At 71.6% G+C, this 26,346-nt stretch carries 30 protein-coding genes and 1 riboswitch; of the genes, 16 read left to right on the top strand and 14 right to left on the bottom strand.

All coding sequences use genetic code 11. The features are described from left to right. Positions 1–10: 10 nt before the first annotated feature. Complete coding sequence (locus ACZ6I3_RS08040; protein ID WP_189724394.1) at positions 11–466, bottom strand: RpiB/LacA/LacB family sugar-phosphate isomerase; 456 nt, start codon at positions 464–466, stop codon at positions 11–13. A 324-nt stretch (positions 467–790) separates the two neighbouring features. Here ACZ6I3_RS08040 and ACZ6I3_RS08035 point away from each other — a divergent pair, with 324 nt between their 5' ends. Both ACZ6I3_RS08035 and ACZ6I3_RS08030 read left to right on the top strand, forming a co-directional pair. Further along, positions 791–1,510 (top strand): lysophospholipid acyltransferase family protein, encoded by a 720-nt coding sequence (locus ACZ6I3_RS08035; RefSeq protein WP_469412723.1) that lies wholly within the window; start codon positions 791–793, stop codon positions 1,508–1,510. A 60-nt stretch (positions 1,511–1,570) separates the two neighbouring features. Beyond that, positions 1,571–2,605, top strand: coding sequence for an NAD-dependent epimerase/dehydratase family protein (locus ACZ6I3_RS08030; RefSeq protein ID WP_469412721.1), 1,035 nt, complete (start codon positions 1,571–1,573; stop codon positions 2,603–2,605). Positions 2,606–2,661: 56 nt separating this feature from the next. On the opposite strand, the gene ACZ6I3_RS08025 is transcribed toward ACZ6I3_RS08030, so the two are convergent. From ACZ6I3_RS08025 to ACZ6I3_RS07990, 8 genes are all read right to left on the bottom strand, one after another. After that, positions 2,662–4,263 carry an alpha/beta hydrolase gene (locus tag ACZ6I3_RS08025; protein WP_469412719.1) on the bottom strand — a complete coding sequence of 534 codons (1,602 nt, stop codon included), beginning with the start codon at positions 4,261–4,263 and terminating at the stop codon, positions 2,662–2,664. Between the two features lie 141 nt (positions 4,264–4,404). Further along, complete coding sequence (locus tag ACZ6I3_RS08020; RefSeq protein WP_469413119.1) at positions 4,405–5,163, bottom strand: urease accessory protein UreD; 759 nt, start codon at positions 5,161–5,163, stop codon at positions 4,405–4,407. A gap of 2 nt (positions 5,164–5,165) precedes the next feature. Further along, a complete protein-coding gene (gene ureG, locus ACZ6I3_RS08015) occupies positions 5,166–5,843 on the bottom strand; it encodes an urease accessory protein UreG (RefSeq protein WP_469412718.1) in 678 nt (225 codons plus the stop codon). 119 nt (positions 5,844–5,962) lie between these two features. Continuing rightward, positions 5,963–6,637, bottom strand: a complete 675-nt coding sequence (locus ACZ6I3_RS08010; RefSeq protein ID WP_469412716.1) for an urease accessory protein UreF — start codon at positions 6,635–6,637, stop codon at positions 5,963–5,965. Positions 6,638–6,647: 10 nt separating this feature from the next. Then, complete coding sequence (locus ACZ6I3_RS08005; RefSeq protein ID WP_469412714.1) at positions 6,648–8,369, bottom strand: urease subunit alpha; 1,722 nt, start codon at positions 8,367–8,369, stop codon at positions 6,648–6,650. Continuing rightward, on the bottom strand, positions 8,362–8,673 hold the full coding sequence (locus ACZ6I3_RS08000) for an urease subunit beta (protein ID WP_469412712.1): 312 nt from the start codon (positions 8,671–8,673) through the stop codon (positions 8,362–8,364). The genes ACZ6I3_RS08005 and ACZ6I3_RS08000 overlap by 8 nt, the downstream gene beginning before the upstream one ends. A gap of 12 nt (positions 8,674–8,685) precedes the next feature. Further along, positions 8,686–8,988 carry an urease subunit gamma gene (locus tag ACZ6I3_RS07995; RefSeq protein WP_028808600.1) on the bottom strand — a complete coding sequence of 101 codons (303 nt, stop codon included), beginning with the start codon at positions 8,986–8,988 and terminating at the stop codon, positions 8,686–8,688. A gap of 156 nt (positions 8,989–9,144) precedes the next feature. Continuing rightward, positions 9,145–9,432 carry a type II toxin-antitoxin system Phd/YefM family antitoxin gene (locus ACZ6I3_RS07990; RefSeq protein ID WP_469412711.1) on the bottom strand — a complete coding sequence of 96 codons (288 nt, stop codon included), beginning with the start codon at positions 9,430–9,432 and terminating at the stop codon, positions 9,145–9,147. An 89-nt stretch (positions 9,433–9,521) separates the two neighbouring features. Here ACZ6I3_RS07990 and ACZ6I3_RS07985 point away from each other — a divergent pair, with 89 nt between their 5' ends. The 3 genes from ACZ6I3_RS07985 to ACZ6I3_RS07975 all read left to right on the top strand — a co-directional run bounded on the left by ACZ6I3_RS07985 (position 9,522) and on the right by ACZ6I3_RS07975 (position 11,508). Then, positions 9,522–10,157, top strand: a complete 636-nt coding sequence (locus ACZ6I3_RS07985) for an ATP-dependent Clp protease proteolytic subunit (protein WP_469412710.1) — start codon at positions 9,522–9,524, stop codon at positions 10,155–10,157. Positions 10,158–10,164: 7 nt separating this feature from the next. Beyond that, positions 10,165–10,473, top strand: a complete 309-nt coding sequence (locus ACZ6I3_RS07980) for a hypothetical protein (protein WP_469412709.1) — start codon at positions 10,165–10,167, stop codon at positions 10,471–10,473. 361 nt (positions 10,474–10,834) lie between these two features. Further along, positions 10,835–11,031: riboswitch (cyclic di-AMP (ydaO/yuaA leader) on the top strand. A gap of 3 nt (positions 11,032–11,034) precedes the next feature. Continuing rightward, on the top strand, positions 11,035–11,508 hold the full coding sequence (locus ACZ6I3_RS07975) for a C40 family peptidase (protein ID WP_391108292.1): 474 nt from the start codon (positions 11,035–11,037) through the stop codon (positions 11,506–11,508). Between the two features lie 67 nt (positions 11,509–11,575). Here the strand turns inward: ACZ6I3_RS07975 and ACZ6I3_RS07970 are convergent, their stop codons facing one another. Next, positions 11,576–12,034 (bottom strand): ATP-binding protein, encoded by a 459-nt coding sequence (locus ACZ6I3_RS07970; protein WP_469412706.1) that lies wholly within the window; start codon positions 12,032–12,034, stop codon positions 11,576–11,578. Between the two features lie 213 nt (positions 12,035–12,247). Here ACZ6I3_RS07970 and ACZ6I3_RS07965 point away from each other — a divergent pair, with 213 nt between their 5' ends. Then, complete coding sequence (locus tag ACZ6I3_RS07965) at positions 12,248–13,108, top strand: helix-turn-helix domain-containing protein (protein WP_469412705.1); 861 nt, start codon at positions 12,248–12,250, stop codon at positions 13,106–13,108. 9 nt (positions 13,109–13,117) lie between these two features. Continuing rightward, positions 13,118–13,348 (top strand): DUF397 domain-containing protein, encoded by a 231-nt coding sequence (locus ACZ6I3_RS07960; protein ID WP_469412704.1) that lies wholly within the window; start codon positions 13,118–13,120, stop codon positions 13,346–13,348. Between the two features lie 81 nt (positions 13,349–13,429). On the opposite strand, the gene ACZ6I3_RS07955 is transcribed toward ACZ6I3_RS07960, so the two are convergent. Further along, entirely contained in the window at positions 13,430–14,557 is a 1,128-nt protein-coding gene (locus ACZ6I3_RS07955; RefSeq protein WP_469412702.1) for an 8-amino-7-oxononanoate synthase, read from the bottom strand. A gap of 151 nt (positions 14,558–14,708) precedes the next feature. On the opposite strand from ACZ6I3_RS07955, the gene bioB reads away from it, so the two are divergent. From bioB to ACZ6I3_RS07925, 6 genes are all read left to right on the top strand, one after another. Beyond that, the gene (bioB, locus tag ACZ6I3_RS07950) at positions 14,709–15,884 is read left to right on the top strand and encodes a biotin synthase BioB (protein ID WP_469412700.1); all 1,176 of its coding nucleotides are present in this window, start codon (positions 14,709–14,711) and stop codon (positions 15,882–15,884) included. Beyond that, positions 15,877–17,157: an adenosylmethionine--8-amino-7-oxononanoate transaminase gene (locus tag ACZ6I3_RS07945; RefSeq protein WP_469412698.1), complete on the top strand. Its 1,281-nt coding sequence runs from the start codon at positions 15,877–15,879 to the stop codon at positions 17,155–17,157. The genes bioB and ACZ6I3_RS07945 overlap by 8 nt, the downstream gene beginning before the upstream one ends. A gap of 1 nt (position 17,158) precedes the next feature. Beyond that, positions 17,159–17,884, top strand: coding sequence for a dethiobiotin synthase (bioD, locus tag ACZ6I3_RS07940; RefSeq protein WP_469412697.1), 726 nt, complete (start codon positions 17,159–17,161; stop codon positions 17,882–17,884). Between the two features lie 82 nt (positions 17,885–17,966). Then, positions 17,967–18,866, top strand: coding sequence for a class A beta-lactamase (bla, locus tag ACZ6I3_RS07935; RefSeq protein WP_469412695.1), 900 nt, complete (start codon positions 17,967–17,969; stop codon positions 18,864–18,866). A 5-nt stretch (positions 18,867–18,871) separates the two neighbouring features. Continuing rightward, a complete protein-coding gene (locus ACZ6I3_RS07930; protein WP_469412693.1) occupies positions 18,872–19,813 on the top strand; it encodes an endonuclease/exonuclease/phosphatase family protein in 942 nt (313 codons plus the stop codon). 77 nt (positions 19,814–19,890) lie between these two features. Continuing rightward, positions 19,891–20,565 carry a class I SAM-dependent methyltransferase gene (locus tag ACZ6I3_RS07925; protein WP_469412692.1) on the top strand — a complete coding sequence of 225 codons (675 nt, stop codon included), beginning with the start codon at positions 19,891–19,893 and terminating at the stop codon, positions 20,563–20,565. Here the strand turns inward: ACZ6I3_RS07925 and ACZ6I3_RS07920 are convergent, their stop codons facing one another. Both ACZ6I3_RS07920 and ACZ6I3_RS07915 read right to left on the bottom strand, forming a co-directional pair. Next, positions 20,566–20,940 carry a fic family toxin-antitoxin system, toxin component gene (locus tag ACZ6I3_RS07920; RefSeq protein ID WP_469412690.1) on the bottom strand — a complete coding sequence of 125 codons (375 nt, stop codon included), beginning with the start codon at positions 20,938–20,940 and terminating at the stop codon, positions 20,566–20,568. A gap of 4 nt (positions 20,941–20,944) precedes the next feature. Continuing rightward, the gene (locus ACZ6I3_RS07915) at positions 20,945–21,184 is read right to left on the bottom strand and encodes a toxin-antitoxin system HicB family antitoxin (RefSeq protein ID WP_184599608.1); all 240 of its coding nucleotides are present in this window, start codon (positions 21,182–21,184) and stop codon (positions 20,945–20,947) included. A 136-nt stretch (positions 21,185–21,320) separates the two neighbouring features. Between ACZ6I3_RS07915 and ACZ6I3_RS07910 the strand changes: the two genes are divergently transcribed. From ACZ6I3_RS07910 to ACZ6I3_RS07900, 3 genes are read left to right on the top strand one after another with little or no spacing between them, the layout of a single operon-like run. After that, positions 21,321–22,133 (top strand): ABC transporter ATP-binding protein, encoded by an 813-nt coding sequence (locus ACZ6I3_RS07910; RefSeq protein WP_469412689.1) that lies wholly within the window; start codon positions 21,321–21,323, stop codon positions 22,131–22,133. Between the two features lie 3 nt (positions 22,134–22,136). After that, complete coding sequence (locus ACZ6I3_RS07905) at positions 22,137–24,704, top strand: ABC transporter permease (RefSeq protein ID WP_469412688.1); 2,568 nt, start codon at positions 22,137–22,139, stop codon at positions 24,702–24,704. 46 nt (positions 24,705–24,750) lie between these two features. Continuing rightward, positions 24,751–25,647 (top strand): LLM class F420-dependent oxidoreductase, encoded by an 897-nt coding sequence (locus tag ACZ6I3_RS07900; protein ID WP_469412687.1) that lies wholly within the window; start codon positions 24,751–24,753, stop codon positions 25,645–25,647. Here the strand turns inward: ACZ6I3_RS07900 and ACZ6I3_RS07895 are convergent. Continuing rightward, positions 25,644–26,204: a dihydrofolate reductase family protein gene (locus ACZ6I3_RS07895; protein ID WP_469412686.1), complete on the bottom strand. Its 561-nt coding sequence runs from the start codon at positions 26,202–26,204 to the stop codon at positions 25,644–25,646. The two genes, ACZ6I3_RS07900 and ACZ6I3_RS07895, sit on opposite strands and share 4 nt — an antisense overlap. Positions 26,205–26,346: the final 142 nt, after the last annotated feature.

Raw genomic sequence — 26,346 nt, 5'->3', positions numbered from 1 at the left:
GCCAGGCGCCCTACAGCCGGTTCCGCCCGTGGTCGAGGAGCCTGACGCGGTCCACGTTCTGCCGGTCCTCGGTGTCGCCGCTGGGCTCGCCCGCGAACCACGCGTCGAGGATCTCCGTCAGCAGCGGCTCGGACGTCAGCCGCAGGCTCAGCGCGAGGACGTTGGCGTCGTTCCAGCGGCGGGCCCCGTCGGCCGTATAGGCGTCCGTGCACAGGGCGGCCCGCACCCCGGGCACCTTGTTCGCGGCGATCGAGGCGCCCGTGCCGGTCCAGCAGCACACCACGGCCTGGTCGGCCGTGCCGTCGGCGACCTCACGGGCCGCGGCCTCGGAGCACACCGCCCACTGCGGGTCGCCCCCGGAGCGCAGTGCGCCGTGCGGGCGCACCTCGTGCCCTCGGCCCCGCAGCGCGGCCACGAGGGCGCGGGCGACGGGCTCGTCCATGTCCGAGGAAACAGAGATCCGCATGCTGCGCAGACTACTCGGCCGGGCCGCAAGAACCAGCGGTTGGCCAGGCACCCTCCGTATCCCGGCCATGCCGCCCGTTCGGCTTGCCGATCACCCGGACGGACCAGCACGCTGGTCCCGCGGCCCTCCCCAGCCGCATGAGCACCACCGGACACCGCCACCCGACTGACTGACCGTCAGTCAAAAGGTGAAGGATCGACGAGGTCCCGCCGCACGAGGTGCCCGGTGACTGCGCCTGCACCTACACTGGCACCCCACGACACGCCGGTTGACCTGCTGGAACACGGCGGTTGAGCCCACCGCCAGAGTCGAGGAGCGCCCGCTTTGTTCTACTACCTGCTGAAATACGTGCTACTGGGCCCGCTGCTGCGACTGGTCTTCCGCCCTCGGATCGAGGGCCTGGAGCATGTGCCGCCGGAGGGCGCCGCCATCGTCGCCGGCAATCACCTGTCGTTCTCGGACCACTTCCTGATGCCCGCGATCCTCAAGCGGCGCATCACCTTCCTCGCGAAGGCCGAGTACTTCACCGGCCCGGGCCTCAAGGGCCGGCTGACGGCCTTCTTCTTCCGCAGCGCGGGGCAGATCCCGGTCGACCGGTCGGGCAAGGACGCGGGCCAGGCAGCGATCCGCGAGGGCCTCGGCGTGCTGAGCAAGGGCGAGTTGCTCGGCATCTACCCCGAGGGCACGCGCTCGCACGACGGCCGGCTCTACAAGGGCAAGGTCGGTGTCGCCGTGATGGCCCTCAAGGCCGGCGTCCCGATCATCCCCTGCGCGATGATCGGCACCTTCGAGGCCCAGCCGCCCGGCAAGGTCATTCCCAACATCCACCCCGTCGTGATCCGCTTCGGCGAGCCCCTCGACTTCTCCCGCTACGAAGGCATGGAGAACGAGAAGGCCATCCTGCGCGCCGTCACCGACGAGCTCATGTACGCGATCCTCTCCCTGTCCGAGCAGGAGTACGTCGACCAGTACGCGGCCGTCGTGAAGGCCGAGGAGGCCGCCGCGGCGAAGGAGCGGAAGTTCCCGCGCATGCCGCTCAGTTGAGGCCTCTGCTGTCGGCAGAGCCGCAGGTGGCCAGGCCACAGGCCGCCGTACGGTCTTCGTATGACACGTGCTGTGGTGATCGGAGCGACGGGACAGATCGGACGGGTGGCGGTCGGGGCGCTGGCCCGGGACGGCTGGGAGGTGACGGCCGTCTCGCGGGGCGGCGGCAGGGAGCCCCGGTGGCCGGACGGTGTACGGGCCGTGCGGGCCGACCGGGAGGACGACGCGGGGCTGTCCGAGGTGGTCGGCGACGGCTGCGACGTCCTGGTGGACATGGTGGCGTTCGGCGCCGGGCACGCACGGCAGTTGACGGGGCTGGCCGGGCGGGTCGGCTCGGCGGTGGTGATCTCCAGTGTGTCGGTGTACGAGGACGACCGGGGCCGCGGCTTCGACACGCAGAGCGCGCCCGGGGGCTTTCCCGAGTACCCGCTGCCGCTGACGGAGGCTCAGCGCACGGTACGGCCGGGCGACGCCTCGTACAGCACCCGGAAGGCGGCGCTGGAGTGTGAACTCCTCGCCGCGGGCGACCGGTTGCCGACCACGCTGCTGCGCGCGGGCGCCATCCACGGGGCGCACTGCCGGACCCCGCGCGAGCTGTACCTGGTCAAGCGCAACCTCGACGGCCGGCGACGGCGCGTGCTCGCCTACCGCGGCGAGAGCCGGTTCCATCCGGTGAGCGTCCACACGATCGCCGAGCTGATCCGGCTGGCCGCCGCCCGGCCGGGCGCCCGCGTCCTGAACGCCGTGGACCCGGACGCGCCGACGGTGGCCCGGATCGCGGCGGAGATCGACGCGGTGATGGGCGTGAAGACCGAGGACGTGCTCGTGGACGGCCCACCGCCCGCATCCGGCGTGGGCGACACTCCCTGGTCGGTGCCGGCGCCCCTGGTGTGCGACATGTCGGCGGCGGAACGCGAGCTGGGCTACCGGCCGGTGGTGCGGTACGCGGACACCCTGCCGGAGACGGTCGCCTCGATCGAGGAACAACTCGCCGGGCGGGACTGGCGGGAGGCGTACCCGAAGATGGTCCAGGCGTACGGCGACCTCTTCGACTACGCGGCGGAGGACGCCTGGCTGGCGGAAAGGGACGGCTGAGGGGGCGGAAGGGGACGGCTGAGGGGGGCGGCCGGACGACCGCCCCCCTGCCGTGACTACGGCTTGGGCGTGGCGTGCGGTGTGCAGGTCACATCGCGGCGGTCCAGCTCGCCGGTGAGCAGGTAGCTGTCCACCCGCTCGTTGACGCACGGGTTGACCAGCCCGGTGACGCCGTGCGAACCGGCGTCCTTCTCGGTGATCAGGCGGGAGCCCTTGAACCGCTTGTGCAGTTCGACGGCGCCCTCGTACGGCGTGGCCGCGTCATGCTCCGACTGGACGATGAGCACGCCGGGCAGGCCCTTGCCGCTCTTGACGTCCAGCGGCGTGTGCTGCTTGGCCGGCCAGGTGGCGCACGGCAGGTTCATCCAGGCGTTGGCCCAGGTCATGAACGGGTGGTCCTTGTGCAGCCGGGTGTTGTCCCGGTCCCACTTGCGCCAGCTCGTGGGCCACTTGGCGTCGGCGCACTCCACGGCCGTGTAGACGGCGTTGCCGTTCTCGGCGGAGGCGTTGCCCGCGGTGTCGGACAGATCGGGGGCGGCGGCGTCGATCAGTGCCTGGGTGTCTCCGGCGGCGTACTTGCTGAAGACCGACGCGACCGAGGCCCATGCCGAGTCGTAGTACGGGGCGCTCTGGAAGAAGGAGATCAGCTCGGCCGGGCCGACGACCCCGCCGAGGGGGTTCTTCTTCGCCGTGGCGCGCAGCTCGAGCCACTTCTCCTGGACGGCGGCGCGGGTGGTGCCGAGGTGGTAGGTCGCGTCGTTCGCGGCGACCCAGTCCTGCCAGTCCTTCCAGCGGCCCTCGAAGGCGACGTCCTGGTCCAGGTTGGCCTGGTACCAGATCTTGTCCCGGGACGGGTTGACGACGCTGTCGACGACCATGCGGCGCACATGGCCCGGGAAGAGGGTGCCGTAGACGGCGCCCAGGTAGGTGCCGTAGGAGACGCCCAGGAAGTTGAGCTTCTTCTCGCCGAGGGCGGCGCGGATGACATCGAGGTCGCGCGCGGTGTTCGGCGTGGTCATGTGCGGCAGCATCGCGCCGCTGCGGTCCTGGCAGCCCTCGGCGTACTCGCGGGCCAGCTTGCGCTGGGCGAGCTTGTCGGCCTCGGAGCCGGGCACCGGGTCCATCTTGGGTGCCTTGACGAACTCCTGCGGGTCGACGCAGGAGATGGGAGCCGACTTGCCGACGCCACGCGGGTCGAAGCCCACGAAGTCGTAGGCCTTGGCTGCGTTGGCCCACACCGGGTTCTTGCTCGTGACCCGGGCGGGGAAGCGCAGTCCGGAGCCGCCGGGGCCGCCGGGGTTGTAGAGGAGCGCGCCCTGCCGCTCGGCCTTCGTGCCCGTGTTGCCGATGCGGTCGACGGCGAGCTTGATCTGCTTGCCGTGCGGCTTGGCGTAGTCGAGCGGCACGGTGACGTACCCGCACTGGATCGGCTTGGCCAGATTCCAGTCGGCCGGGCAGTCCTGCCAGTCGATACCGGCCTTCGCGGCACGGGCGGCGGCTATCGCGGTGCCCCGGGCCTCGCGGTCCTGGCCGTGGCGGGTGCCCGCGCTGGCGTTCGCCGAGGGCGCCGCGACGGCGCCGGCTATGAGCGTGGCCGTGACGAGTGCTCCGGCCGAACCGAGCGCCGCCACCCGCCTCTTCGGTCTCGTACCCCTCAAGAGGGACCTCCCCGTACATCGTTGCGATCAGTACGGGGATCCTCGCGGCTGTGAGGTTGCTGAGAACAGGGTCCGTCGCGCTTCTTTGCCAATCCGATAAACGGAGAAGGGATTCTGCTCTACGGACGCCCGTGCGAGTGGCTACGCGAGGGACGTCAGCGCCTCGTCGAGCAGCCGTCGCAGCCGCAGCGCGTCCGGCGCCACCGCGGTCACCAGGGCGGCGGGCCCGGCGAGCGGAACGACCGAGGCTCCCTCCCCCAGCGCCCGGGCCGTCACCGGCTCGGCGGCGAACTCCGGTTGTACGACGACCAGTTGCCCGACCGCCCGGTGCCCCGCGAGCACGGCGGGCCCGTCCCAGCCGCCCGGCGCGCCGGGGCCGCAGGCCAGCTCCTGGTCGAGCACGGCCCGCTCGGCGACCCGCACGGTCAGACGGCTCGTCAGCCGTCCGGGTTCCTCACCGGCGCGCCCGAGCACCTGTTCCTCGCGCAGCACGAGCCGGGCCGTGGCGGCGAGGTCGACGCGGGTCGTGACGTACAGGTCGCTGCCCTGGGCGGAGATCAACTGCTCTGGCAGCCAGTGCAGTTCGGCACCGTCGGCGACACTGATCCGCACGTCGTAGCGTGCCTCGCTCTTCGTCTGCCCCGGCAGCGCGATGGTGGCGGCGGCCGACCCGACCGACAGCCGGGCCCCCTCCTCCACCCGGGCCTCCACGGTGAAGTGGTCGCCGCCGAGCGGCCCGCTCATCGCACCTACGAGCATGACCCGCGCCTCGGGGCCACGGGCCCGGGTGCGCCGCAGCGCCAAGGGGCCGTCGCTCTCCAGCACGGGCAGGGACGTCCCGCCCCGGCCGTCGTCCCGGGCGGCGATCCGCGCGACGGACCGCACCCCGGCACCGTGCACGCTCACGCGGTCCACGCGGCGAGCTGCGCCCGCACCCACGCGGCGACCTCCGTCACGCCGGCCTCGCTCCGCAACGACTGGAAGACGACCGGCAGTTCGGCCCGCTGCGCCTTGGCGTCGGCCGCCATGCGCGCGAGGTCGGAGCCGACGTACGGTGCGAGGTCGGTCTTGTTGACGATGAGCAGGTCGGCGGTGGTCACGCCCGGCCCGCCCTTGCGCGGGATGTCATCGCCCCCGGCCACGTCGATCACGAAGATCTGTGCGTCGACCAGCCCCTTGGAGAAGGTCGCCGTGAGGTTGTCCCCACCGGACTCCACGAGGACGAGATCCAGTGGCCCGACGGCGTCCTCCAGGTCCTCCACCGCTTCCAGGTTGGCGGAGATGTCGTCCCGGATCGCGGTGTGCGGGCAGGCTCCCGTCTCCACGGCGGTGATCCGCTCGGGCGGCAGTACGGCCTCCCGGAGCAGGAACTCGGCGTCCTCCCGGGTGTAGATGTCGTTGGTGACGACCGCGATCGACAGCTCGTCCCGCAGCGCCCGGCAGAGCGCGGCGACGGTGGCGGTCTTGCCGGATCCGACGGGACCGCCGAGGCCGATACGGAGCGCTCTGCGGGTGCCGTCGGGGCGGTGCGCGTCCGCGCTTACGGTTGACGGTCCGTCGTGGTGGTGGTCGAGGTGCATGTGAGGCTCCTGGTGGGGTGGGCCCGGGGTTTGCGGGCGATGCGGGGTGGCGGGGTGCGGGTGAGTGGGGGCTGGTCGCGCAGTTGCCCCGCGCCCCTGGGTGGGCTACCTGGGCGCCCCTATGATGCGAACAGGCGTACTGGCCACGCCGCGTGCGCCTCCGCTCCGATCTCCAGCAGTGGTGCCGAGGCCGCCGGCAACGCGCCGGTCCCCTCGTCGACGGCCCTCCGGGCCGCCTCCACCGCGCGGTCCACGACCTGGTCCAGCTCCGGCGCCAGCCGGGCCAGCACCCCCGTCGCGTCGAAGGGGTCCAGGCTCAGCAGCCGGACCGTCGCCGTGGCCGGGCCGCTCACGCTCTCGTACGCCGCGCAGTACGCCGCGTCGACCGGCCCCAGTCCGGCCGCCCGGGCCGTCAGGCCGAGCACCACCGGCTGATGGGCGCCCTTGGGGAACTCACGTGCCAGTGCGTCCAGTTCGGCGGACGGCCAGGTCGCCCGGGCGGCCCGCATCAGCTGGCGGCCCAGCTTGCGCGCGGCGACCCGCAGCGCGGGCGACGGCGTACGAGCGTCCGCGGCACGGTCCAGCGCGACGGGGTCGATCCCGAGCGCGGCGGCGGCCGAGAGCGCGGCGGCCACCGATCCGGCCGTGTGCAGACGCCCCCGGCAGAAGTCCGCGAGGCTCGCCGCCCCCTTGATCCGCCCGGCCTTGACCGCGGCCTCGGCCCCGCCGGAGTGTGCGTGGCCGCCGGCGGGAAAGCGGCCGTCGGCCAGGACGAGAAGCGCTGCTCGTGACATCAGGGCGTCCTCAGAACAGGAAGTAGCGCTGAGCCATGGGCAGTTCGGCCGCGGGCGACGCCTCGACCAGTTCGCCGTCGATGTGCACCGCGAAGCTGTCGGGATCGACCCGCACGTCCGGGCGCGTGTCGTTCTCCCGCATGTCGGCCTTGGTGACGCCGCGCGTCGAGTCGATCGCCACGAACCGCTTGCCGAGCCCCAGCCGCTCCGGCAGCCCGTCCTCGACGGCCAAGGGGGCGACGAAGTTGAAGGAGTTGGCGGCCGGCGCCCGCCCGATCGCCCCGTACATCGGGCGCGGCAGGATCGGCTGCGGTGTGGGGATCGAGGCGTTCGCGTCGCCCATCTGCGCGTACGCGATCTGCCCGCCCTTGATGACGAGCTGCGGCTTGACGCCGAAGAACGCCGGCTCCCACAGCACCAGGTCGGCCAGCTTGCCGCTCTCGACCGACCCGATCTCCCGGGCCAGGCCCTGGGCGAGCGCCGGGTTGATCGTGTACTTGGCGACATAGCGACGCACCCGGCGGTTGTCGGCGCGTCCGTCCCCGGGCAGCGCGCCCCGCCGCCGCTTCATCACGTGCGCGGTCTGCCAGGTCCGCATGACGACCTCGCCGACGCGCCCCATGGCCTGGGAGTCGGAGGAGATGATCGAGATCGCGCCCAGGTCGTGCAGCACGTCCTCGGCGCCGATCGTGGACGGCCGGATCCGGGACTCGGCGAAGGCCAGGTCCTCCGGCACCGCCGGGTTGAGGTGGTGGCAGACCATCAGCATGTCGAGGTGTTCCTCGGCGGTGTTGACGGTGAACGGCCGGGTCGGGTTGGTGGAGCTAGGCAGCACGTACGACTCGGAGACCACGGTCATGATGTCCGGCGCGTGCCCGCCGCCCGCGCCCTCGGTGTGGTACGCGTGGATGCCCCGCCCGGCGATCGCGGCGAGCGTGTCACCGACGAAACCGGCCTCGTTGAGCGTGTCCGTGTGGATGGCGACCTGGATGCCGGTCCGCTCTGCGACGGTCAGCGAGGCGTCGATGACGGCCGGGGTCGAGCCCCAGTCCTCGTGCAGCTTCAGGCCGAGCGCGCCGCCGCGGATCTGCGACAGCATCGCCTCGTGCGAGACGGTGTTGCCCTTGCCGAGCAGGCCGATGTTGAGCGGGTAGGCCTCCATCGCCTCCAGCATCCGCGCGAGATGCCAGGGGCCGGGGGTCACGGTGGTGGCCTTGGAGCCCTCGGCCGGGCCCGTACCGCCGCCGACGAGGGTCGTGATGCCCGACGAGAGCGCCTCGTCGGCGATCTGCGGGCAGATGAAGTGGACGTGCGCGTCGATGGCGCCGGCCGTGAGGATCCGCCCGTTGCCGGCGATGATCTCGGTCTCCGGGCCGATGACCAGGTCCGGGTGGACGCCGTCCATCGTGTCGGGGTTGCCGGCCTTGCCGATGCCGGTGACCCGCCCGTCGCGGATGCCGACGTCGGCCTTGACGATCCCCCAGTGATCGATGATCACCGCGCCGGTGATCACGGTGTCCGGGGTGCCCTCCGCGCGCGTGGCACGCGCCTGGCCCATGGACTCGCGGATGACCTTGCCGCCGCCGAACACGGCCTCGTCACCGGCGCGTCCGGGGCCGCCGGAGCGGTCCTCCTCGATCTCCACCAGCAGGTCGGTGTCGGCGAGCCGGATCCGGTCGCCGGTCGTCGGGCCGAACAGGTCGGCGTACGCGGCACGCGAGATCTCAGGCATCGAGGGCACCTCCGGTCTCACCGCGCAGACCGGGCACGACACGGGCGCCGGTGAGCGGAACGAGTTCGACGTCGACGGGGATCCCGGGTTCAAAGCGCACGGCCGTGCCGGCGGCGATGTTCAGCCGCTTTCCGCGGGCCGCGGCGCGATCGAACTCCAGGCCGGGGTTGGCCTCGGCGAAGTGGTAGTGGGAGCCGACCTGGACGGGCCGGTCGGCGGCGTTGAGGACGGTCAGCCGGGTGACCTCGCGGCCTTCGTTGTACGCAATCGGGTCGTCGGCGAAGAGGATCTCTCCGGGAATCACGGCGGCTCCCCGTCAGACGATCGGGTCGTGGACGGTGACGAGCTTGGTGCCGTCCGGGAAGGTGGCCTCGACCTGGACGTCGTGGATCATCTCCGGGATGCCCTCCATGACGTCGTCCCTGGTGAGCAGCTTGCGTCCGGAGGACATGAGTTCGGCGACGGTACGGCCGTCACGGGCGCCTTCGAGGATGTGCGAGGTGATGAGCGCGACCGCCTCGGGGTGGTTCAGCCTCAGCCCTCGGGCCCTGCGCTTCTCGGCCACGTCGGCCGCGACGTGGATCAGCAGTCTCTCTTGCTCGTGCGGGGTCAGTTGCACGTCCCACCTCACAGTCCTCGCTCCGGACCGTGCGGGGCCCGGCTGCCGCAGCCCCGGGGAAAAGCCCTGGTGGCGTGGCGGCAGGCTAGTTGGACCGGGTTTCGGGCACGTTAACCGAGCCGTCATCCTTCAGGCCTGTGAGGCCCGCCCGGAGAGCTACGCCGGGCCGGTCCCCCGATGCTCCGCCGCGATCCCGAACCGCTGTCGTTCGCGAGGAGCGGACGCGACCTCGTGGACCGTGGAGACGGCGCTGATCACCTGCTCCTCGGCGGGCTCCGTGAGCTCCTGGGTCTCTTCGAGTCGCCGCAGGTCATCGGCTGAGACGAGGGCGACGAGGGGCTTGCCGTGCCGGGTGACGACGACGCGCTCGCCGGCGTACACCACGCGGTTGATCAGGTCGGCGAGCTCAGCCCTGGCTTGCGTCACCGGAATCTCATAGGCCATGTCCTCATCATAACGTGACGTACGTCCTGTACATTTTTGACAGAGGAAGCTGTCGCCGAAGACGGCTCTGCCGCGAGGAGGGGTTCACCATGACCCGACCGTCCGCCCGTCACGTGCTGCCCGAGCTCACCGAACGCACGAGTTCCGGGCAACGGACCATGGACCCGTACTCGAAGCTCCTGGAGGAGCGGATCGTCTTCCTCGGAACGCCGGTGGACGAGATCTCGGCGAACGACGTGATGGCCCAGTTCATGTATCTCGAGCACCAGGCCCCGGACCGCGACATCCAGCTCTACATCAACTCCCCCGGCGGCGCGTTCCACGCGATGACGGCCCTCTACGACACGATGCGCTACGTCACCTGCGACGTGGAGACGGTCTGCCTCGGACAGGCCGGGGCGGTCGCCACGGTGCTGCTGGCGGCCGGCACGCCGGGCAAGCGATCCATGCTGCCGGACGCGCGCCTGGTGATCCATCAGCCCGCCCTGCCCGAGCCGGTCCAGGGGCAGGCGAGCGATCTGGCGATCCAGGCCGACGAGCTGATGCGGATCCGGACCCGCATGGAGGAGATGCTCGCGCTGCACACCGGCCGCACCCGGGAGCAGGTGAGCGAGGACATCGAGCGGGACAAGATCCTCACCGCCCGGGAGGCGGTGGAGTACGGCCTGGTGGACCGGATCGTCCCCAACCGCAAGGCCACCATGGCCGCGCCGACCGGAAGGTGAGCCGCCGGTGCTGCCGCCCGAACTGCCGCCGCTGCCCGCCCTGACCCGGGCGGAGGCGGAGTTGATCGACCGTTACCTGGAGGTCGTGGACCTGCTCGGCCGGATCAATCCGGCGCTGCACGGCGACACCTACCGCGGACTGCGCGCCGCCCAGGCCCTGGTCGGCAAGGCGACCGCGCTGCGTGACGCGCTGGCCCTGATGCACCAGCGGGGCGAGACGGAACTGCACGCCGACACACTGGCCCGGGCACTGCGGGTGCTGGACGGCGAGCGCCGCACCGCCCGCGTCACCCTGCCCCCGGAGTCCGTCGCCTGACGCCGAGCCGGCGGATCCATCGGCCCGGACGCCCGCTCTGTCGACGTGGCGTCCGGGCTTGAGTCGAAACGGGCCAAACGACGTACCGCTGTTCGGAGTAGACGGGACACCAATTTTTGGACCGTCACGGTTGCGCGACGCGCACGGCGGAGGAGCGGAATGGGACATTCCATCCCTGGTCCGGCGGTGCGTGGCGTGGTGGACACCCGGTCGAACACAGACGTGTCCACCCGAACGGGTGAGTGGTGAGTAACAACACAAATCCCCGGTTCCGTTGGGATTTCATGACAACCATCAGTCAAGATCCCTGACTGACGACAAGACCCCGCCACAGCGGCGGGGCGATCCGGGCGGACGCCGAGTCCTGCCGCCGCCTGGATGACCGGTCGACAGGAGTGGATCGGCAGGAGTGGAGGACCCAAGCACGACGGGTCGCCGGGACGGTCACGCCATGACCGGATCCGAGCAGCCCTTGGGGTGAAGCCGCGTCAGCGGCCGGGCAACTTCGCCAGCCCGAATCCGACAGGTCATCCTTCACAGGCGGCTGACGAAGGGTTGCGCATGACTGCGCTCAATCGTGTCCCGTCGCTCATGGTCCGGGCCGGTACGGCCTCGGCCCTCACCATCGCCGCCGTGGGCGGCTCGATCGTGGCCCCCGGCTTCTCCTCCGAGGCAGCGGCGGCCACGCCGGCGACCAAGGCACTCCAGATAGCGGCCTCGAAGAAGGGATCGCCCTACAAGTACGGCGCCACCGGTCCGCACCGGTTCGACTGCTCGGGCCTCACGCTGTACTCGTTCAAGAAGGTCGGCAAGAAGCTGCCGCGCACGGCCGCCCAGCAGTACAACAAGACCCGCCACATCTCCGCCCAGAACCGCAAGGCCGGAGACCTGGTGTTCTTCCACTCGGGCCGGAACGTCTACCACGTGGGCATCTACGCGGGTAAGAACAAGCTCTGGCACTCCCCGAAGAGCGGGGACGTGGTGCGGCTGCAGAAGATCTGGACCAAGAGCGTCTGGTACGGGCGCGTGAAGTGATCCCACGGGCGTGCGGCGCTGCCTGAGACGCGCCGCCGCACGCCCGTTGCGGCACGCCGCGGTGGGGCTACGGCTCCTGCTGTCCCGCCGCCGTCATGGGCTGGGCCGGGACGGTCCACGGAAGTTCCACGGAGATGGTCTTGCCGCCCTCACGCGTGGGGCGGATCCTGAGCCTGCCGCCGCATTCGGCGGTCAGCCAGCGGATGATGACCAGGCCGCGGCCGTTGTCCTGCTGGACGGCGGCGGGGAGCCGTCTGGGGAGCCGTGGGTGGCTGTCCGTGACACCGATGCGCAGCCGTTCGTCGCGGTCGAGGGCGACGTCCACCGTGAACGTGGGCGACAGCCCGAAGGTGTGCTGGACGGCGTTGGTGGCGAGCTCGGAGATGATCAGCCGGACGGTGTCGGACACGTCCGTGTCCGCCGGCAGGCCCCACTCCACCAGCGTGTCCACCACGTAGGCGCGCGCCGCGGAGACCGAGGCGGGATCGCTCGGCAGAGTGACGGATGATTCCAAATGATCTGCCATGGCGACGTCGTCCCTTTCCCACGGGACCGCAACCCGACACGGAGCGGACGGTTCGAGTACGGTCCCGGACTGGTGCTTCGCCGCCAGAGTGCCACCAGAACACCCGCGAAGGGCGGCGATCCACCAAGATATGCATATATCTGTCGCCCAAAGCGGTGAACTCTACGACGCGAGACCGTATTCGGGTGGCTCGGAAGGAGTAAGGAGAAGCCCATGCAGCACGGTCCCGCGGTGCGCCGCCGGAAACTGGGCGCCGAACTGCGCGCGCTGCGCACCTCGGCGGGTCTCACCAGCGGTGAGGCCGCCCGGCTGGTGGGCTGGCACCAGTCCAAGGTCAGCCGGATCGAGACGGGCACGAGCGGGGTGAAACCGGCCGATGTGCGGTTACTTCTCGACGCCTACGGTGTGACGGACTCCCAACTTCGCGAGCTGCTCCTGGTGTTGGCGGAATCCGACGACGGGAGCGGCCGGCACCACTGGTGGCACGCCTACCGCGGGGTGCTGCCGCCGACCTACCGGGACTTCATCAGCCTGGAGTCCCAGGCCACCGCCATGCGCACGCTGGAGACCACCGTCGTCCCGGGGCTGCTCCAGACGCCCGAGTACGCGCGTGCGGTGACGAAGGCCGCGGTGGAGGGGCTGTCGGAGGACCGGCTCGACACGCTGGTCGAGGTGCGACTGGCCCGGCAGGACGTGCTGCGCGCGGATCCGCCGCTGGAACTGAGCGCCGTCCTGGACGAGGCCGTGCTGCGGCGGGAGGTGGGCGGGCCCGGGGTCATGTCCCGGCAGCTGGAACGCCTGGTCGAGGCCGCGCGCCTGCCCCAAGTGCGGCTCCAGGTACTGCCGTTCGCCGCCGGGGCACACATCGGTGTCACCGGCCCTTTCGTTGTCTTCTCATTTTCGAGCACTTCTGATCTGAACGTAGTTGTTCTCGACCACTTGACGAGTAGCCTCTACCTCGAACGGAAAGAAGACCTCCAGGCCTATACGGAGGCCTTCAACGCCCTTCAGATCCACGCCCTTTCGCCCGAGGACTCGTTGGATTACATCGCCGGGACAGCTGCCGGCGCGTAAGGAGGCACCATGCGTGCACTGCCTCGTCATGTCCCCTCAAGCATCGAACTGCACGGTGTGCGGTGGTTGCGCAGCAGCTACAGCACCGGCGCGAACAACTGCGTCGAGACCGCGCGTCCGGACGCCCCGCCCTGGGCCGGACTGCTCGCCGTGCGCGACTCCAAGGCCCCGGCCGGGCCCGCGCTGCTCTTCTCGTCGAGGAGCTGGGCGGAGTTCACGGCCGCGGTCGACCGCATCTGACCGTTTCTGATCAGTCCCTCATCGTTCAGTCCGTCATCGTTCAGTCCGTCATCGTGTGACGCACGGCCGTGTCACGCCGACTCATGGCCGCGTCTCGCCGATCAGCCGTACAGCGCGTTCGATCTGTTCCCCGGTCAGGTCCGCGCGGGCGGTCAGCCTGAGTCGTGAGATGCCGTCGGGCACGGAAGGAGGACGGAAGCAGCCCACGGCCAGGCCCGCCGCGCGGCACTCGGCCGCCCAGCGCACGGCGTCCTCGGGAGAGGGCGCGCGCACCGAGACCACCGCGGCGTCCGGACGTACCGCTTCCAGACCCGCGGCGGTCAGGCGTGCGTGCAGTTCGCCCGCCACCGCGCGGGCCCGTGCCGCCCGCTCCGGCTCACGGCGCAGCAGCCGCAGGGCCGACAGGGCCGCCCCCGCCGCCGCGGGGGCGAGTCCCGTGTCGAAGATGAACGTCCGTGCCGCGTTGACCAGGTGGTCGATCACCCGGGCGGGGCCGAGGACGGCTCCGCCCTGGCTGCCGAGCGACTTGGACAGCGTGACCGTGACGACGACGTCGTCGGCGCCCGCGAGCCCCGCCGCGTACGGGCCGCCGCGGCCACCGTCGCCGAGGACGCCCAGACCGTGGGCGTCGTCGACCACCAGCCCGGCACCGTGCTCCCGGCAGGCCGCGGCGAGGGCCGCGAGCGGGGCCGCGTCGCCGTCGACCGAGAAGACCGTGTCGGACACGGTGATCGCCGTGCCCTCGTGCGCCGAGAGTGCCTTGCGCACGGCGTCCGGCTCGGCGTGCGCCACCACCTGGGTCGTGCCGCGGGCCAGCCGGCAGCCGTCGATGAGCGAGGCGTGGTTGCCCGCGTCGGAGACGATCAGAGAGCCGTGCGGGGCCAGCGCGGTGACCGCCGCGAGGTTGGCCGCGTAGCCGGAGGAGAAGACGAGGGCCGCCTCGGCACCGCAGAATTCGGCCAGTTCCCGTTCCAGTTCCGCGTGCAGTTCGGTGCTGCCGGTGACGAGCCGGGAGCCGGTGGAACCGCCGCCCCAGACCCGCGCGGCACGGGCCGCGCCCTCGGTGACCTCGGAGTGCCGGGCCAGCCCCAGGTAGTCGTTGCTCGCCAGATCGAGAAGAGGTGAGGCGGCCGGACGAGGGCGCAGAGTCCTTACGAGTCCGGCGCGGCGGCGCACCCGCGCCTGCTCGTCGATCCAGCCGAACGCCATGGGTGGTCCTCCGGGAGAATTTGTAGGCAGTGCACAGACACTAGCGGGACCACCAGCAGGTCAGTATGTGGCAATACCCACACCTCGAAGCGACTCTGTTGTACGAACTCTCCTTGGCCCGGAGCGGGTCCGTAGGACAGGATCGGCTCTCATGGACCTGCTGAACACGCTGGTGGACAAGGGGCTTCGGCGCGAGCTGCCGACCCGCGAAGAGGCACTGGCCGTCCTCGCGACGTCCGACGACGACCTGCTCGATGTGGTGGCCGCGGCCGGGAAGGTGCGCCGGCACTGGTTCGGCCGACGGGTGAAACTCAACTATCTCGTCAACCTGAAGTCCGGCCTGTGTCCCGAGGACTGCTCCTACTGTTCGCAGCGGCTCGGCTCCCAGGCCGGGATCCTGAAGTACACCTGGCTCAAACCCGACCAGGCCTCCGACGCGGCGGCGGCCGGTGTGGCCGGGGGCGCCAAGCGCGTGTGCCTGGTGGCCAGCGGGCGCGGTCCGACCGACCGGGACGTGGACCGGGTCTCCGACACGATCAAGGCCATCAAGGAGGGCAACGAGGGCGTCGAGGTGTGCGCCTGTCTCGGACTGCTCTCCGAAGGTCAGGCCGAGCGGCTGCGCGAGGCGGGCGCCGACGCCTACAACCACAACCTCAACACGTCCGAGGCGACGTACGGGGAGATCACGACCACGCACACCTACGCCGACCGCGTGGACACGGTCGGGAAGGCGCACGCGGCAGGCCTCTCCGCCTGCTCCGGGCTGATCGCCGGCATGGGCGAGTCGGACGAGGACCTGGTGGACGTCGTCTACTCGCTGCGCGAGCTGGACCCGGACTCGGTTCCGGTCAACTTCCTGATCCCGGTCGAGGGCACGCCGCTGGCGAAGGAGTGGAACCTCACCCCGCAGCGCTGCCTCAGGATCCTGGCGATGGTGCGCTTCGTCTGCCCGGACGTCGAGGTGCGCATCGCGGGCGGCCGGGAGGTCCATCTGCGCTCGATGCAGCCCGTCGCCCTGCACCTGGCCAACTCGATCTTCCTCGGCGACTACCTGACCACCGAGGGCCAGGCGGGCAAGGCCGACCTGGAGATGATCGCGGACGCCGGGTTCGAGGTGGAGGGCACCGACCAGGTGACGCTGCCCGAGCACCGGTCCGGCGGCTGCCACGACGGCGGCGGGGTCTGCGGCTCCGAGGGTGCCGGAGGCTGCGGTTCCGCCGAGGTTGCCCCGGAGGTCTCCGAGCCCCGTACGGCCGCCGATGCCCGTACCGACCTGGTCGCCGTCCGCCGCCGGGGCGCCGGAACGGACCTCGCGCCCAATGCCTGAGCGGACGGTGCCCGAGCTGCTGGAGCTCGACCGGCGGCATGTGTGGCATCCGTACGGCCCGATGCCCGGACGGCAGGAACCGCTCGTCGTGGAGTCGGCGAGCGGGGTGCGGCTGCGGCTCGCCGACGGCTCGGGAGAGCTGGTCGACGGCATGTCGTCCTGGTGGTCGGCGATCCACGGCTACAACCACCCGGTGCTCAACGAGGCGGCGCGCGGGCAGCTGGAGCGGATGAGCCATGTGATGTTCGGCGGGCTCACCCACGAGCCCGCCGTACGACTGGCGAAGCTCCTTGTCGACATCTCGCCCGACGGGCTCGAGCATGTCTTCCTCGCCGACTCGGGGTCCGTGTCGGTCGAGGTCGCGGTCAAGATGTGCCTGCAGTACTGGCGTTCGCTGGGCCGTCCCGGCAAGCGGCGGCTGCTGACCTGGCGCGGCGGCTACCACGGCGACACCTGGCAGCCCATGTCGGTGTGCGATCCCGAGGGCGGGATGCACGAGCTGTGGACCGGGGTGCTCCAGCGTCAGGTGTTCGCGGACGCGCCACCCGCCGAGTACGACGAGGCGTACGCCGAGCACCTGCGCACGACGGTCGAGCGGTACGCCGACGAGCTGGCGGCGGTGATCGTCGAGCCGGTGGTGCAGGGCGCGGGCGGCATGCGGTTCCACTCCCCCGCGTATCTGCGCGTGCTGCGCGAGGCGTGCGACGCGCACGACGTGCTGCTCGTGTTCGACGAGATCGCGACCGGTTTCGGCCGTACGGGCGCGCTGTTCGCGGCGGAGCACGCGGCCGTGACGCCGGATGTGATGTGTGTGGGCAAGGCACTGACCGGCGGTTATCTGACCATGGCGGCGACGCTGTGCACCGCGCGGGTGGCCGACGGGATCTCGCGGGGCGAGGTGCCGGTGCTCGCGCACGGCCCGACCTTCATGGGCAATCCGCTGGCCGCGTCCGTGGCCTGTGCCTCGATCGAGCTGCTGCTCGGCCAGGACTGGCTCGCGGAGGTCAAGCGGATCGAGACGGGGCTGCGGGACGGGCTCTCGGCCGTCTCGGACCTGCCTCAGGTGACGGACGTGCGGGTCCTCGGCGCGATCGGGGTCGTGCAGCTGGACCACGCCGTGGACATGAAGGCGGCCACCGAGGCGGCCGTACGCGAGGGCGTGTGGCTGCGGCCGTTCCGCGATCTGATCTACACGATGCCGCCGTACGTCACGGGCGACGCGGACGTGGCGCGGATCGCGCGGGCGGTGTGCGCGGCGGCGCGGGAGGGATGACATGACGGTACTGGTGATCACGGGCACGGGCACGGAGGTCGGCAAGACGGTCGTGACCGCCGCCGTCGCCGCGACGGCGAGGGCGGCCGGCCGTTCGGTGGCCGTGCTGAAGGCCGCGCAGACGGGCGTACGGCCGGACGAGCCGGGCGACGCGGCCGAGGTCGCGCGTCTCGCGGGCGCCGTGACGACGGCCGAACTCGCCCGGTATCCCGAGCCGTTGGCCCCGGCCACGGCCGCCCGCCGGGCCGGTAGCGCCCCTGTGCATCCGCACGAGATCGCGGAGGCCGCCGCCAAGCTGGCCACCGAGCACGACCTGGTGCTGGTCGAGGGGGCGGGCGGACTGCTCGTACGGTTCGACGCGGCCGGCGGCACCCTGGCGGACGCGGCCCGGCTGCTGTCGGCGCCGGTGCTGGTCGTGGCGCCGGCGGGCCTCGGCACCCTGAACACTACGGAGCTGACAGCGCGTGAACTCCGCTCCCGTGGGCTGGACCTGGCCGGGATCGTGATCGGGAGCTGGCCCGCGGCGCCGGACCTTGCCGCCCGCTGCAATCTGGCCGACCTGCCGGACGTGGCCGGGGCGCCCCTGCTGGGTTCCGTGCCCGCGGGGTCGGGGGGCCTCTCCCCCGCCGCCTTCCGCTCGGCCGCGCCGCAGTGGCTGGCGCCTCGCCTGGACGGTACGTGGGACGCGGAGGCGTTCCGGGTACGGGAGGCTCCCTCAGCGTCCTGAGTCCGGGTGGGCGCGCGGTGAAACCGGCGGGGGCGTGATCGCGTGTTGGACTACGTACGTGATCACCTCTGGAGGGAACGCCTTGCACGCGACACACTCACGCCCGTCCCGCCGCACGGCCCTCGTCGTGGGCGCAGCCGCCGCTCTCTCGCTCGGCGGCGGCACGGCCCACGCCTTACCCGGTACGGGTGGCACCACCGCACGGCTGAGGGAGCTCGAACAGGAGCACACCGCGCGGCTGGGCGTCTACGCCCGCAATCTGCGCACGGGCCGGACCGTGGCGTACCGGGCGGACGAACGGTTCCCGATGGCCTCGGTGTTCAAGACGCTGGCCGCCGCGGCCGTCCTGCGCGATCTCGACCGCGACGGCGAGTTCCTGGCCAAGCGCGTCCACTACACGCAGGAGTACGTCACGAAGTCGGGGTACTCCCCGATCACGCAGGAGAACATCGCGACCGGCATGACCGTCGGCGAACTCTGCGACGCCACCATTCGCTTCAGCGACAACACCGCGGGCAATCTGCTGCTCGTGGAGCTGGGCGGGCCGACCGCCGTCACCCGCTTCAGCCGCTCGATCGGTGACGGGGTCACCCGGCTGGACCGGTGGGAGCCCGACCTCAACAGCGCGGAACCGTGGCGGGTGACCGACACGACGTCCCCCCGTGCGGTGGGCCTGTCCTACGCCCGTCTCGTGCTCGGTGACGCGCTGGAGCCGAGGGACCGGGCGCGGATCACGGACTGGCTGCTGCGCAACACCACCAGCACCGAGAGGTTCCGCAAGGGCCTGCCCGCCGACTGGCCGCTCGCCGACAAGACCGGTGGAGGGCGGCACGGCGGCTCCAACGACGTGGGCATCACGTGGACGCCGGACGGCACGCCGATCGTGCTGTCCGTGCTGACGACCCAGCCGGAGGAGGACGCCCCGGCCGACAACGCGCTGGTCGCCCGGACGGCAGCCCTCCTGGCGTCGGCACTCGGCTAGGACCCGTGGACGACCGACAAGAGCGGCGAGCCGGGTGGGACGCCTGGCTCGTCGCGGGCGCCGTCGGTGTCGCGGGGCTGCTGGCCCTGCACTCCGCCGTGCCCAACGGGGTCGGACGGCTCGGAAGCCTCCTGGAGACGTTTCTGCCGTGGCTGGGCGTGGCGGTGCCGCTGCTCGGCTGCCTCGCCGCGCTCAAGCGGTCGAGGGCGGGGCTGCTCGCCTGCCTCCTGCCCGTGGCCGTCTGGTTCTGGATGTTCGGCGGGCTGTGGTTCTCCTCGCCCCCGGAGTCGCACGACCTGACGGTGGTCCAGCACAACGTGGCCGATGACAACGCCGACCGCTCCGGCACCGCACGGGCGCTGCTCGCCACGGGTGCGGAGCTGGTGGCCGTCGAGGAACTGACGCCTGCCGCACGGCCCGCGTACCAGGACGTCCTGGGCGGCTCCCGGCCGCACCGGGCGGTGCACGGCACGGTGGGTCTGTGGTCGGCCTGGCCCCTGTCGGACGTGCGGCCCGTGGACATCCGGCCCGAGGGCTTTCCGGAGAGCTGGCAGCGCGGCCTGCGGGCCACGGTGTCCGCGCCGGGCGGGGAGATCGCGGTGTATGTGGTCCATCTGCCGTCCGTCCGGCTGGGCCCGACGGGTCTGGCGTCGGCGGCCCGTGACGAGAGTGCGGCACTGCTCGGGGCGCGGATCGCGGACGACCCGGCCGGACGGCTCCTGGTGGTGGGCGACCTCAACGGCACGCTGCGGGACCGGGGGCTCGGACCGCTCACCTCCCAACTGGACGCCCCTCCCTCGGGGTTCGCGTTCAGTTGGCCGGCTTCCTTTCCGGTTGCGCGGATCGACCAGGTGCTGGGGAGAGGAGCCGAGGTGACGGAGGTGTCCGCCCTGGACGCGACCGGAAGTGACCACCTTCCGGTGCTGGGGCGGGTCCGTCTGGGCTAGTCGAGTCGGCGGCGGCAGGGGTGCGCCGGGGCCGTGCGGGGGACAATCCCGGTAGGTCCGCCCAGCAGGAGGTCCCCATGCCGCTCCGCTCCGGCAAGGTGCCACGGGATGCCGTGCACCATCCGCTGTTCGCCCGCTACTACGCCCGGATCAGCGTCGCCGCCGAGACCCGGATGGGCCTGGGCAGGGTGCGCGGGAGACTGCTGCACGGGCTGTCCGGGCGGGTGCTCGAGATCGGCGCGGGCAACGGGCTGAACTTCGCGCACTACCCGGGCACCGTCTCGGAGGTCGTGGCCATCGAACCGGAGCGGCGGCTGCGGCAGCTGGCCGTGGAGGCCGCCCTGCGCGCCGAGGTGCCCGTGGACGTGGTGCCGGGTGCGGCCGAGGCGCTGCCGGTCAAGAGCGAGGGCTTCGACGCGGCGGTGGTGTCGCTGGTGCTGTGCAGTGTGCGGGACGTGCCCCGGGCGCTCGGGGAACTCCGGCGGGTGCTGCGGCCGGGCGGTGAGGTGCGGTTCTTCGAGCACGGCCGGGGCGGCGGCCTGGTGATGACCTTCAGCCAGCGCGCACTGGACCGGACGGTGTGGCCGGCGCTGAACGGGGGCTGCCATCTGTCGCGGGAGCCGGTGCGGGCGCTGCGCGACGCCGGTTTCGAACTCGGCCCCTACCGGCAGGTGCTGATGCCGGAGCAGGGGCCGACCCTGCCCGCTTCGTACTGCGTGCTGGGCACGGCATGGCGCCCGGTCGCCTCCTAGTCACAGGCTCCACTGCCGCAGCTCCTGCTCGATGTCCCGTACGGATGCCTCCCCGCTCTTGACCAGCTTGGCCAGGTCGCGGACCTGCTCGGGCGAGGTGACGACCTTGGCGCCGCTGGCGACCAGGTACGCGTAGGCGACGGCGGAGGCGAACAGGGCGTTGGAGCGTTCCAGCGCGGGGACGTGGATCAGCAGCTGGAGCAGCGCGGCGGCGCGGGCGTGCGGGCTCTCGTAGACGGGGACGTCGAATATGGCGGCCTGGTGGCGTGCGACGGCGGCGACGAGGGCTCCCCAGTCGGTGACCTGGGGGTCTCCGGGGGTCTTGTGCTCGGCGAGCATCAGCAGCCAGGCGATATCGATCTCGAGGTTGTTCAAGGGATCAGTGACGACCTTCGCGCGTGCCCTCACGGTCGACGCCGAATTCGTCGGCGAAGACGGACTCGTACTGCTTCATGAAGTCGGCGGCGGCCTCCACGAAGGTGTGGCCCACCTCGCCGGTGTCCTGTCTGACCAGCTCTTCGATGTAGCGGTTGACGCTCATGCCGCGGGCCAGGGCGCGTTCGCGGGCGGCTCGGGCGGTGCCCTCGTCGACTCGCACGTTCAGCTGGGTCTTCGCCATACCTCGAAGCTAGCGCGTGAGTGCTAGCACCGGCAAGGCCGGGACTCCGACTCGCGGAGGATACCGGGTGTGGGCCGCGTCACATTACCCTCGGGCAAGACGACGAATTCCGGGCATCCACCCCGAGGAGGCGGCCTTGTCCACACCTGCTGCGGAGCACGCCCCCGGCCTGGCGTCGGCCGACGGGATCGCGGCCCGCGCCCGCGGTCTGACCAAGGCGTACGGCTCGGGCGAGACGACCGTGCTCGCACTGGACTCGGTGGACGTGGATGTCGCGCGCGGGCGGTTCACCGCGGTGATGGGGCCCTCGGGCTCCGGGAAGTCCACGCTGATGCACTGCCTGGCGGGGCTCGACACCGTCTCGGCCGGTCAGGTGTGGCTCGGTGACACGGAGATCACGGGGCTGAAGGAGCGCGAGCTGACGCGGCTGCGCCGGGACCGGATCGGGTTCATGTTCCAGTCGTTCAACCTCATCCCGACCCTGAACGCGCTGGAGAACATCACCCTGCCCATGGACATCGCGGGCAGGAAGCCCGACGAGACGTGGCTGGACCAGGTCATCGACACCCTGGGCCTGCGGGACCGGCTCAGGCACCGGCCGTCGCAGCTCTCCGGGGGCCAGCAGCAGCGCGTGGCCTGTGCGCGGGCCCTGGCCTCCCGGCCCGAGCTGATCTTCGCGGACGAGCCGACCGGCAACCTCGACTCGCGCGCCGGCCTGGAGGTGCTCGGCTTTCTGCGTGAGGCGGTGGACCAGCTGGGCCAGACGGTCGTCATGGTCACCCACGACCCGGGCGCCGCCGCCCACTCGGACCTGGTGCTCTTCCTCGGGGACGGGCGGATCGTGGACGAGATGCCGCGGCCGACGGCGGAGGCCGTGCTGGAACGCATGAAGAGGTTCGACACGATCCGCACCCGGTTCGAGGACACCCCGTCCGCCGAGGAGAACTGACCCGTGCTCAAGGCGACCCTGAGAAGCTTCCTGGCGCACAAGGGGCGGCTGCTGCTCTCCGCGCTCGCCGTCCTGCTGTCCGTCGCGTTCGTCGCGGGCAGCCTGATCTTCTCGGACACGGTCAGCCGTACGTTCGACCGGCTGTTCGCGTCCACCGCCGCCGATGTCACGGTCAGCCCGAAGGAGGATCTCGACGAGGCCGTCCCCTCCGGCCGGACGGCCACCCTGCCGGCCGCGCTCGCGGCACGTGTGCGGCAGGTCGACGGGGTCGCGGCGGCCCGGGCCGAGGTGGACGTGGACGGCCTCACCGTCGCCGACGAGAAGAACGAGCCGGTGGGCCCGACCACCGGGGCTCCCACGCTCGGCACCGCCTGGAACCCGACCGAGCGCAGCCCCGTGGAGCTCACCTCCGGTCACGCCCCGCGCGGTGCCACCGAGGCGTTGCTCGACTCGGAGACCGCCGACCGCAAGGACGTGCGCATCGGGGACACCCTCACCGTGATCGCGCCGCCCGGTTCGTTCAAGGTCAGGGTCGTCGGCATCGTCACGTTCACCACCACCAACCCCGGCGCCGCCCTGGTCTTCTTCGACACCCGGACCGCGCAGACGAAACTGCTGGGCAGCCCGGGGGGCGCCACCAGCATCTCCGTCGACGCCGCCGAGGGGGTCGGCGACGCGCAGCTCAAACAGCGCGTGGCCGCAGTACTGGGGGCCCACACCTACGACTTCAGGACGGCGGGCGAGCAGGCCGAGTCGGACGTCGAGCAACTGGGCGGATTCCTCGACGTCATCAAGTACGTGATGGTCGGGTTCGCCGGGATCGCGGTGCTGGTGGGGGTGTTCCTGATCGTCAACACCTTCTCCATGCTCATCGCCCAGCGCACCCGCGAGCTGGGGCTGCTGCGCGCGCTCGGCGCCGACCGGCGCCAGGTCCGCCGCTCGGTCCTCGTCGAGGCCCTCCTCCTCGGTCTGGTGGGCTCCACGCTGGGGCTGGCGGCCGGGATCGGGCTGGCGGCGGGTCTCATCGAGCTGATGGGCCTGCTCGGCATGAACATCGACGCCGGCGAGATGGTCATCGGCTGGGTGACACCCGTGACGGCGTACGTCGTCGGACTCGGGGTCACCTTCGTCGCCGCGTACCTCCCGGCGCGGCGGGCCGCGGGGGTCTCGCCGATGGCCGCGCTCTCGGACGCCGAGGTCGCCGGGGTGGGCCGGCCGCTGCGGATGCGCGCGGTGGCGGGCGCGATCGTCGGGGCGGCCGGGGCGGCGGCGCTCGCGGGGTGCGCGGCGGCGACCCGGACCTCGTCGGCGGCGTCGCTGCTGGGGCTGGGTGTCGTCCTGACCCTGATCGCCACCGTGATCGCCGGTCCGTTGCTGGTGCGCCCGGTGATCCGGGTGCTCGGCGCGGCATTCCCCGCGCTGTTCGGGTCGGTCGGCCGGATGAGCCAGCGCAACGCCCTGCGCAATCCCCGCCGTACGGGGGCGACCGCGGCGGCCCTGATGGTGGGTCTCGCCCTGGTGGGCGGGATGTCGGTGGCGAGCGCCTCGATGACCAGGTCGTTCGACCAGCAGATCGACAAGACGCTGGGCGCCGACTTCGTCATCCAGAACACCAACTTCCTGCCGTTCCCGAAGGAGGTCACCGACGAGGTGCGCGGCACCGACGGCGTGGGCCTGGTGGTGCGGGGGCGGTTCACGCCGGTGGCGGTGCGGCTGCCGGACGGCGACCGGGTGGAGACGACTGCGGCGGGCTACGATCCGCGGCTCGACGAGGTCGCCAACATCACGTACGCGCGAGGCGACTCCGCGGCGGCGCTGGCGGACGGGCGCCTGGCCATGGACCGGGACTTCGCGCGGGACCACGGCGTGCGGGTGGGCAGCACCGTCCCGGTGGAGTTCCAGGGCGGACGCTCGGCCGAGCTGAAGGTCGGGGCCCTCACCGACCAGGACTCCGCCGAGGGGTTCGGCACCCAGGGCGGGCTCTACTTCGGGCTCGCCACCCTGGAGCGCTACGCGCCGGGCGGGCAGGACTCCGCGCTGTACGTCAACGCCGCCCCCGGCACGAGCGACGACGACCTGCGCGCGGACCTGGAACGGACCCTGGATCCGCACCCGCAGGTGCAGGTGCGGGATCTGGCCGACTACAAGCAGCTGGTGCACGACCAGATCGCCGTCCTGCTGTACCTCGTGTACGCGCTGCTGGGGCTGGCGATCATCATCGCGGTGCTCGGCGTGGTCAACACCCTCGCCCTCTCGGTCGTCGAACGCACCCGGGAGATCGGGCTGCTGCGGGCGATCGGGCTGGCCCGGCGTCAGCTGCGGAGGATGATCCGGCTGGAGTCGGTGGTGATCGCGGTGTTCGGCGCGGTCCTGGGGCTGGCGCTGGGGCTGGTGTGGGGCGTGTGCACGCATCAGGTGCTGGCGCTCCAGGGCATGACGGCCCTCGCGATCCCGTGGGGCACGATCGTCGCGGTGGTGATCGGCTCGGCGGTGGTGGGCGTGGTGGCGGCGCTGCTGCCGGCGTTGCGTGCATCCCGCATGAATGTACTGGCGGCCATCGCGCACGAATGATGGAATCGCGGCAGTCACTCAAGTCCCTTCCCGGTGAGGAGAGTTCATGCCGCGCCCGTTCCGTTTCGGAATCAACATGCTCACGGCCGCCCCTGGCGAGGAGTGGCGCGCCAAGTGCCGCCGGGCCGAGGAGCTCGGCTACGACGTGATCCTCGTCCCTGACCATCTGGGCATGCCCGCGCCCTTCCCCGCACTGGTGGCGGCGGCCGAGGCGACCGAGCGGCCGAGGCTCGGCACGTTCACGCTCAACGCCGGTTTCTGGAACCCGGCGCTGCTGGCCCGTGAGGTGGCGACGACGGACGCGCTGACGGGCGGGCGCCTGGAGCTCGGGATAGGCACCGGCTACGCACGGGACGAGCACGAGTCGGCCGGGCTGCCGTTCGGCTCGCCGGGCGAGCGGGTGGACCATCTGCGGCGCACCGTGGAGGAGTTGGAGCGCCTGCTGGCCTCCGAGGAGCACCAGCCACGGGCAGCACAGCGGCCACGGGTGCCGCTGCTGGTCGGCGGGAACGGCGACCGCATGCTGCGGCTGGCGGCCGAGCACGCCGACATAGCGGCGTTCACCGGTGCCCGCACGGCACCCGGCAGCACCACCGGGCAATTGACGCCGATCAGCCCGGGCGACCTCGAAGAGCGGGTGGCGCGGTATCTGAAGTTCGCGGAGGGCCGCACGGAACCGGCCGAGCTGAACCTGCTCGTGCAGGTGGTGATCGGCACCGAGGACCGCGAGGCCGCCATCCAGCCGTTGCTGGACCGCGTACCGGGCCTGACGGCCGACGAGGTACTGGACCTTCCCGTGACCCTGGTCGGCACGACGGACGAGATCGCCGACCAGGTCCTGTCCCGGCGCGAGCGCTACGGCTTCACGTATCTGACCGTCCTGGAGCCGTACATGGAGGCGTTCGCGCCGGTCATCGAACGGTTGCGCGGGCGAGTCGGCTAGCGCGTCACGCGGTGGCGGAGGTAGACGACCCTCGAAGCGAAGGTGCGGGTCTCGACGAGTTCGAGATCCACCCGGCGCTCGTTCCGGGGAAAGAACGGGATGCCGCCGCCGACCAGCACCGGGTAGACCATGGCCCGGTACTCGTCGATCAGGCCCGCCCCGGCCGCCTCGGCGGCGAGCGTCGCGCCGCCGATCGCGATCTCGCCCTCCCCCGGCTCGGCCCGCAGCCGCTCGATCTCCTCCGCCACGCCGCCGGAGGCCAGGCGGGCGTGGCCCCGCACCGTCGACAGCGTGGTGGAGAAGACCACCTTGGGAAGCGGGTTCCAGAGCGCGGCCCATTCGTGCCCCGCGGCGTCGAGCGCGGGATCCTGGTCGGCGGTCTCCCAGTACAGCATCGTCTCGTAGAGCCGCCGTCCCATCAGATGGACGCCGACCCCTCGGATCTCGTCGATCCAGAAGCGAAAGACCTCCTCGGGCAACCCCCAGTCGAAGTCGCCGTCCGGCCCGACGATGTAGCCGTCGAGTGACACGCTCATCGAATAGGTCACGCTGCGCATCAGCAGTCCTCCTCGGTATCGGATTCGACAGGCAGTCGCCGATCGATGCATCCACCCTCAAAGCTTGAACACAAATTGCACACACCCTCTCTCCATACTGGCCCCGATGGTCTAGATTGACCGTGCTTCAGCTGTTCGGGCA

It is taken from the genome of Streptomyces sp. NPDC041940, assembly GCF_055589465.1.
This window is presented reverse-complemented; position numbering and strand designations above follow the sequence as displayed.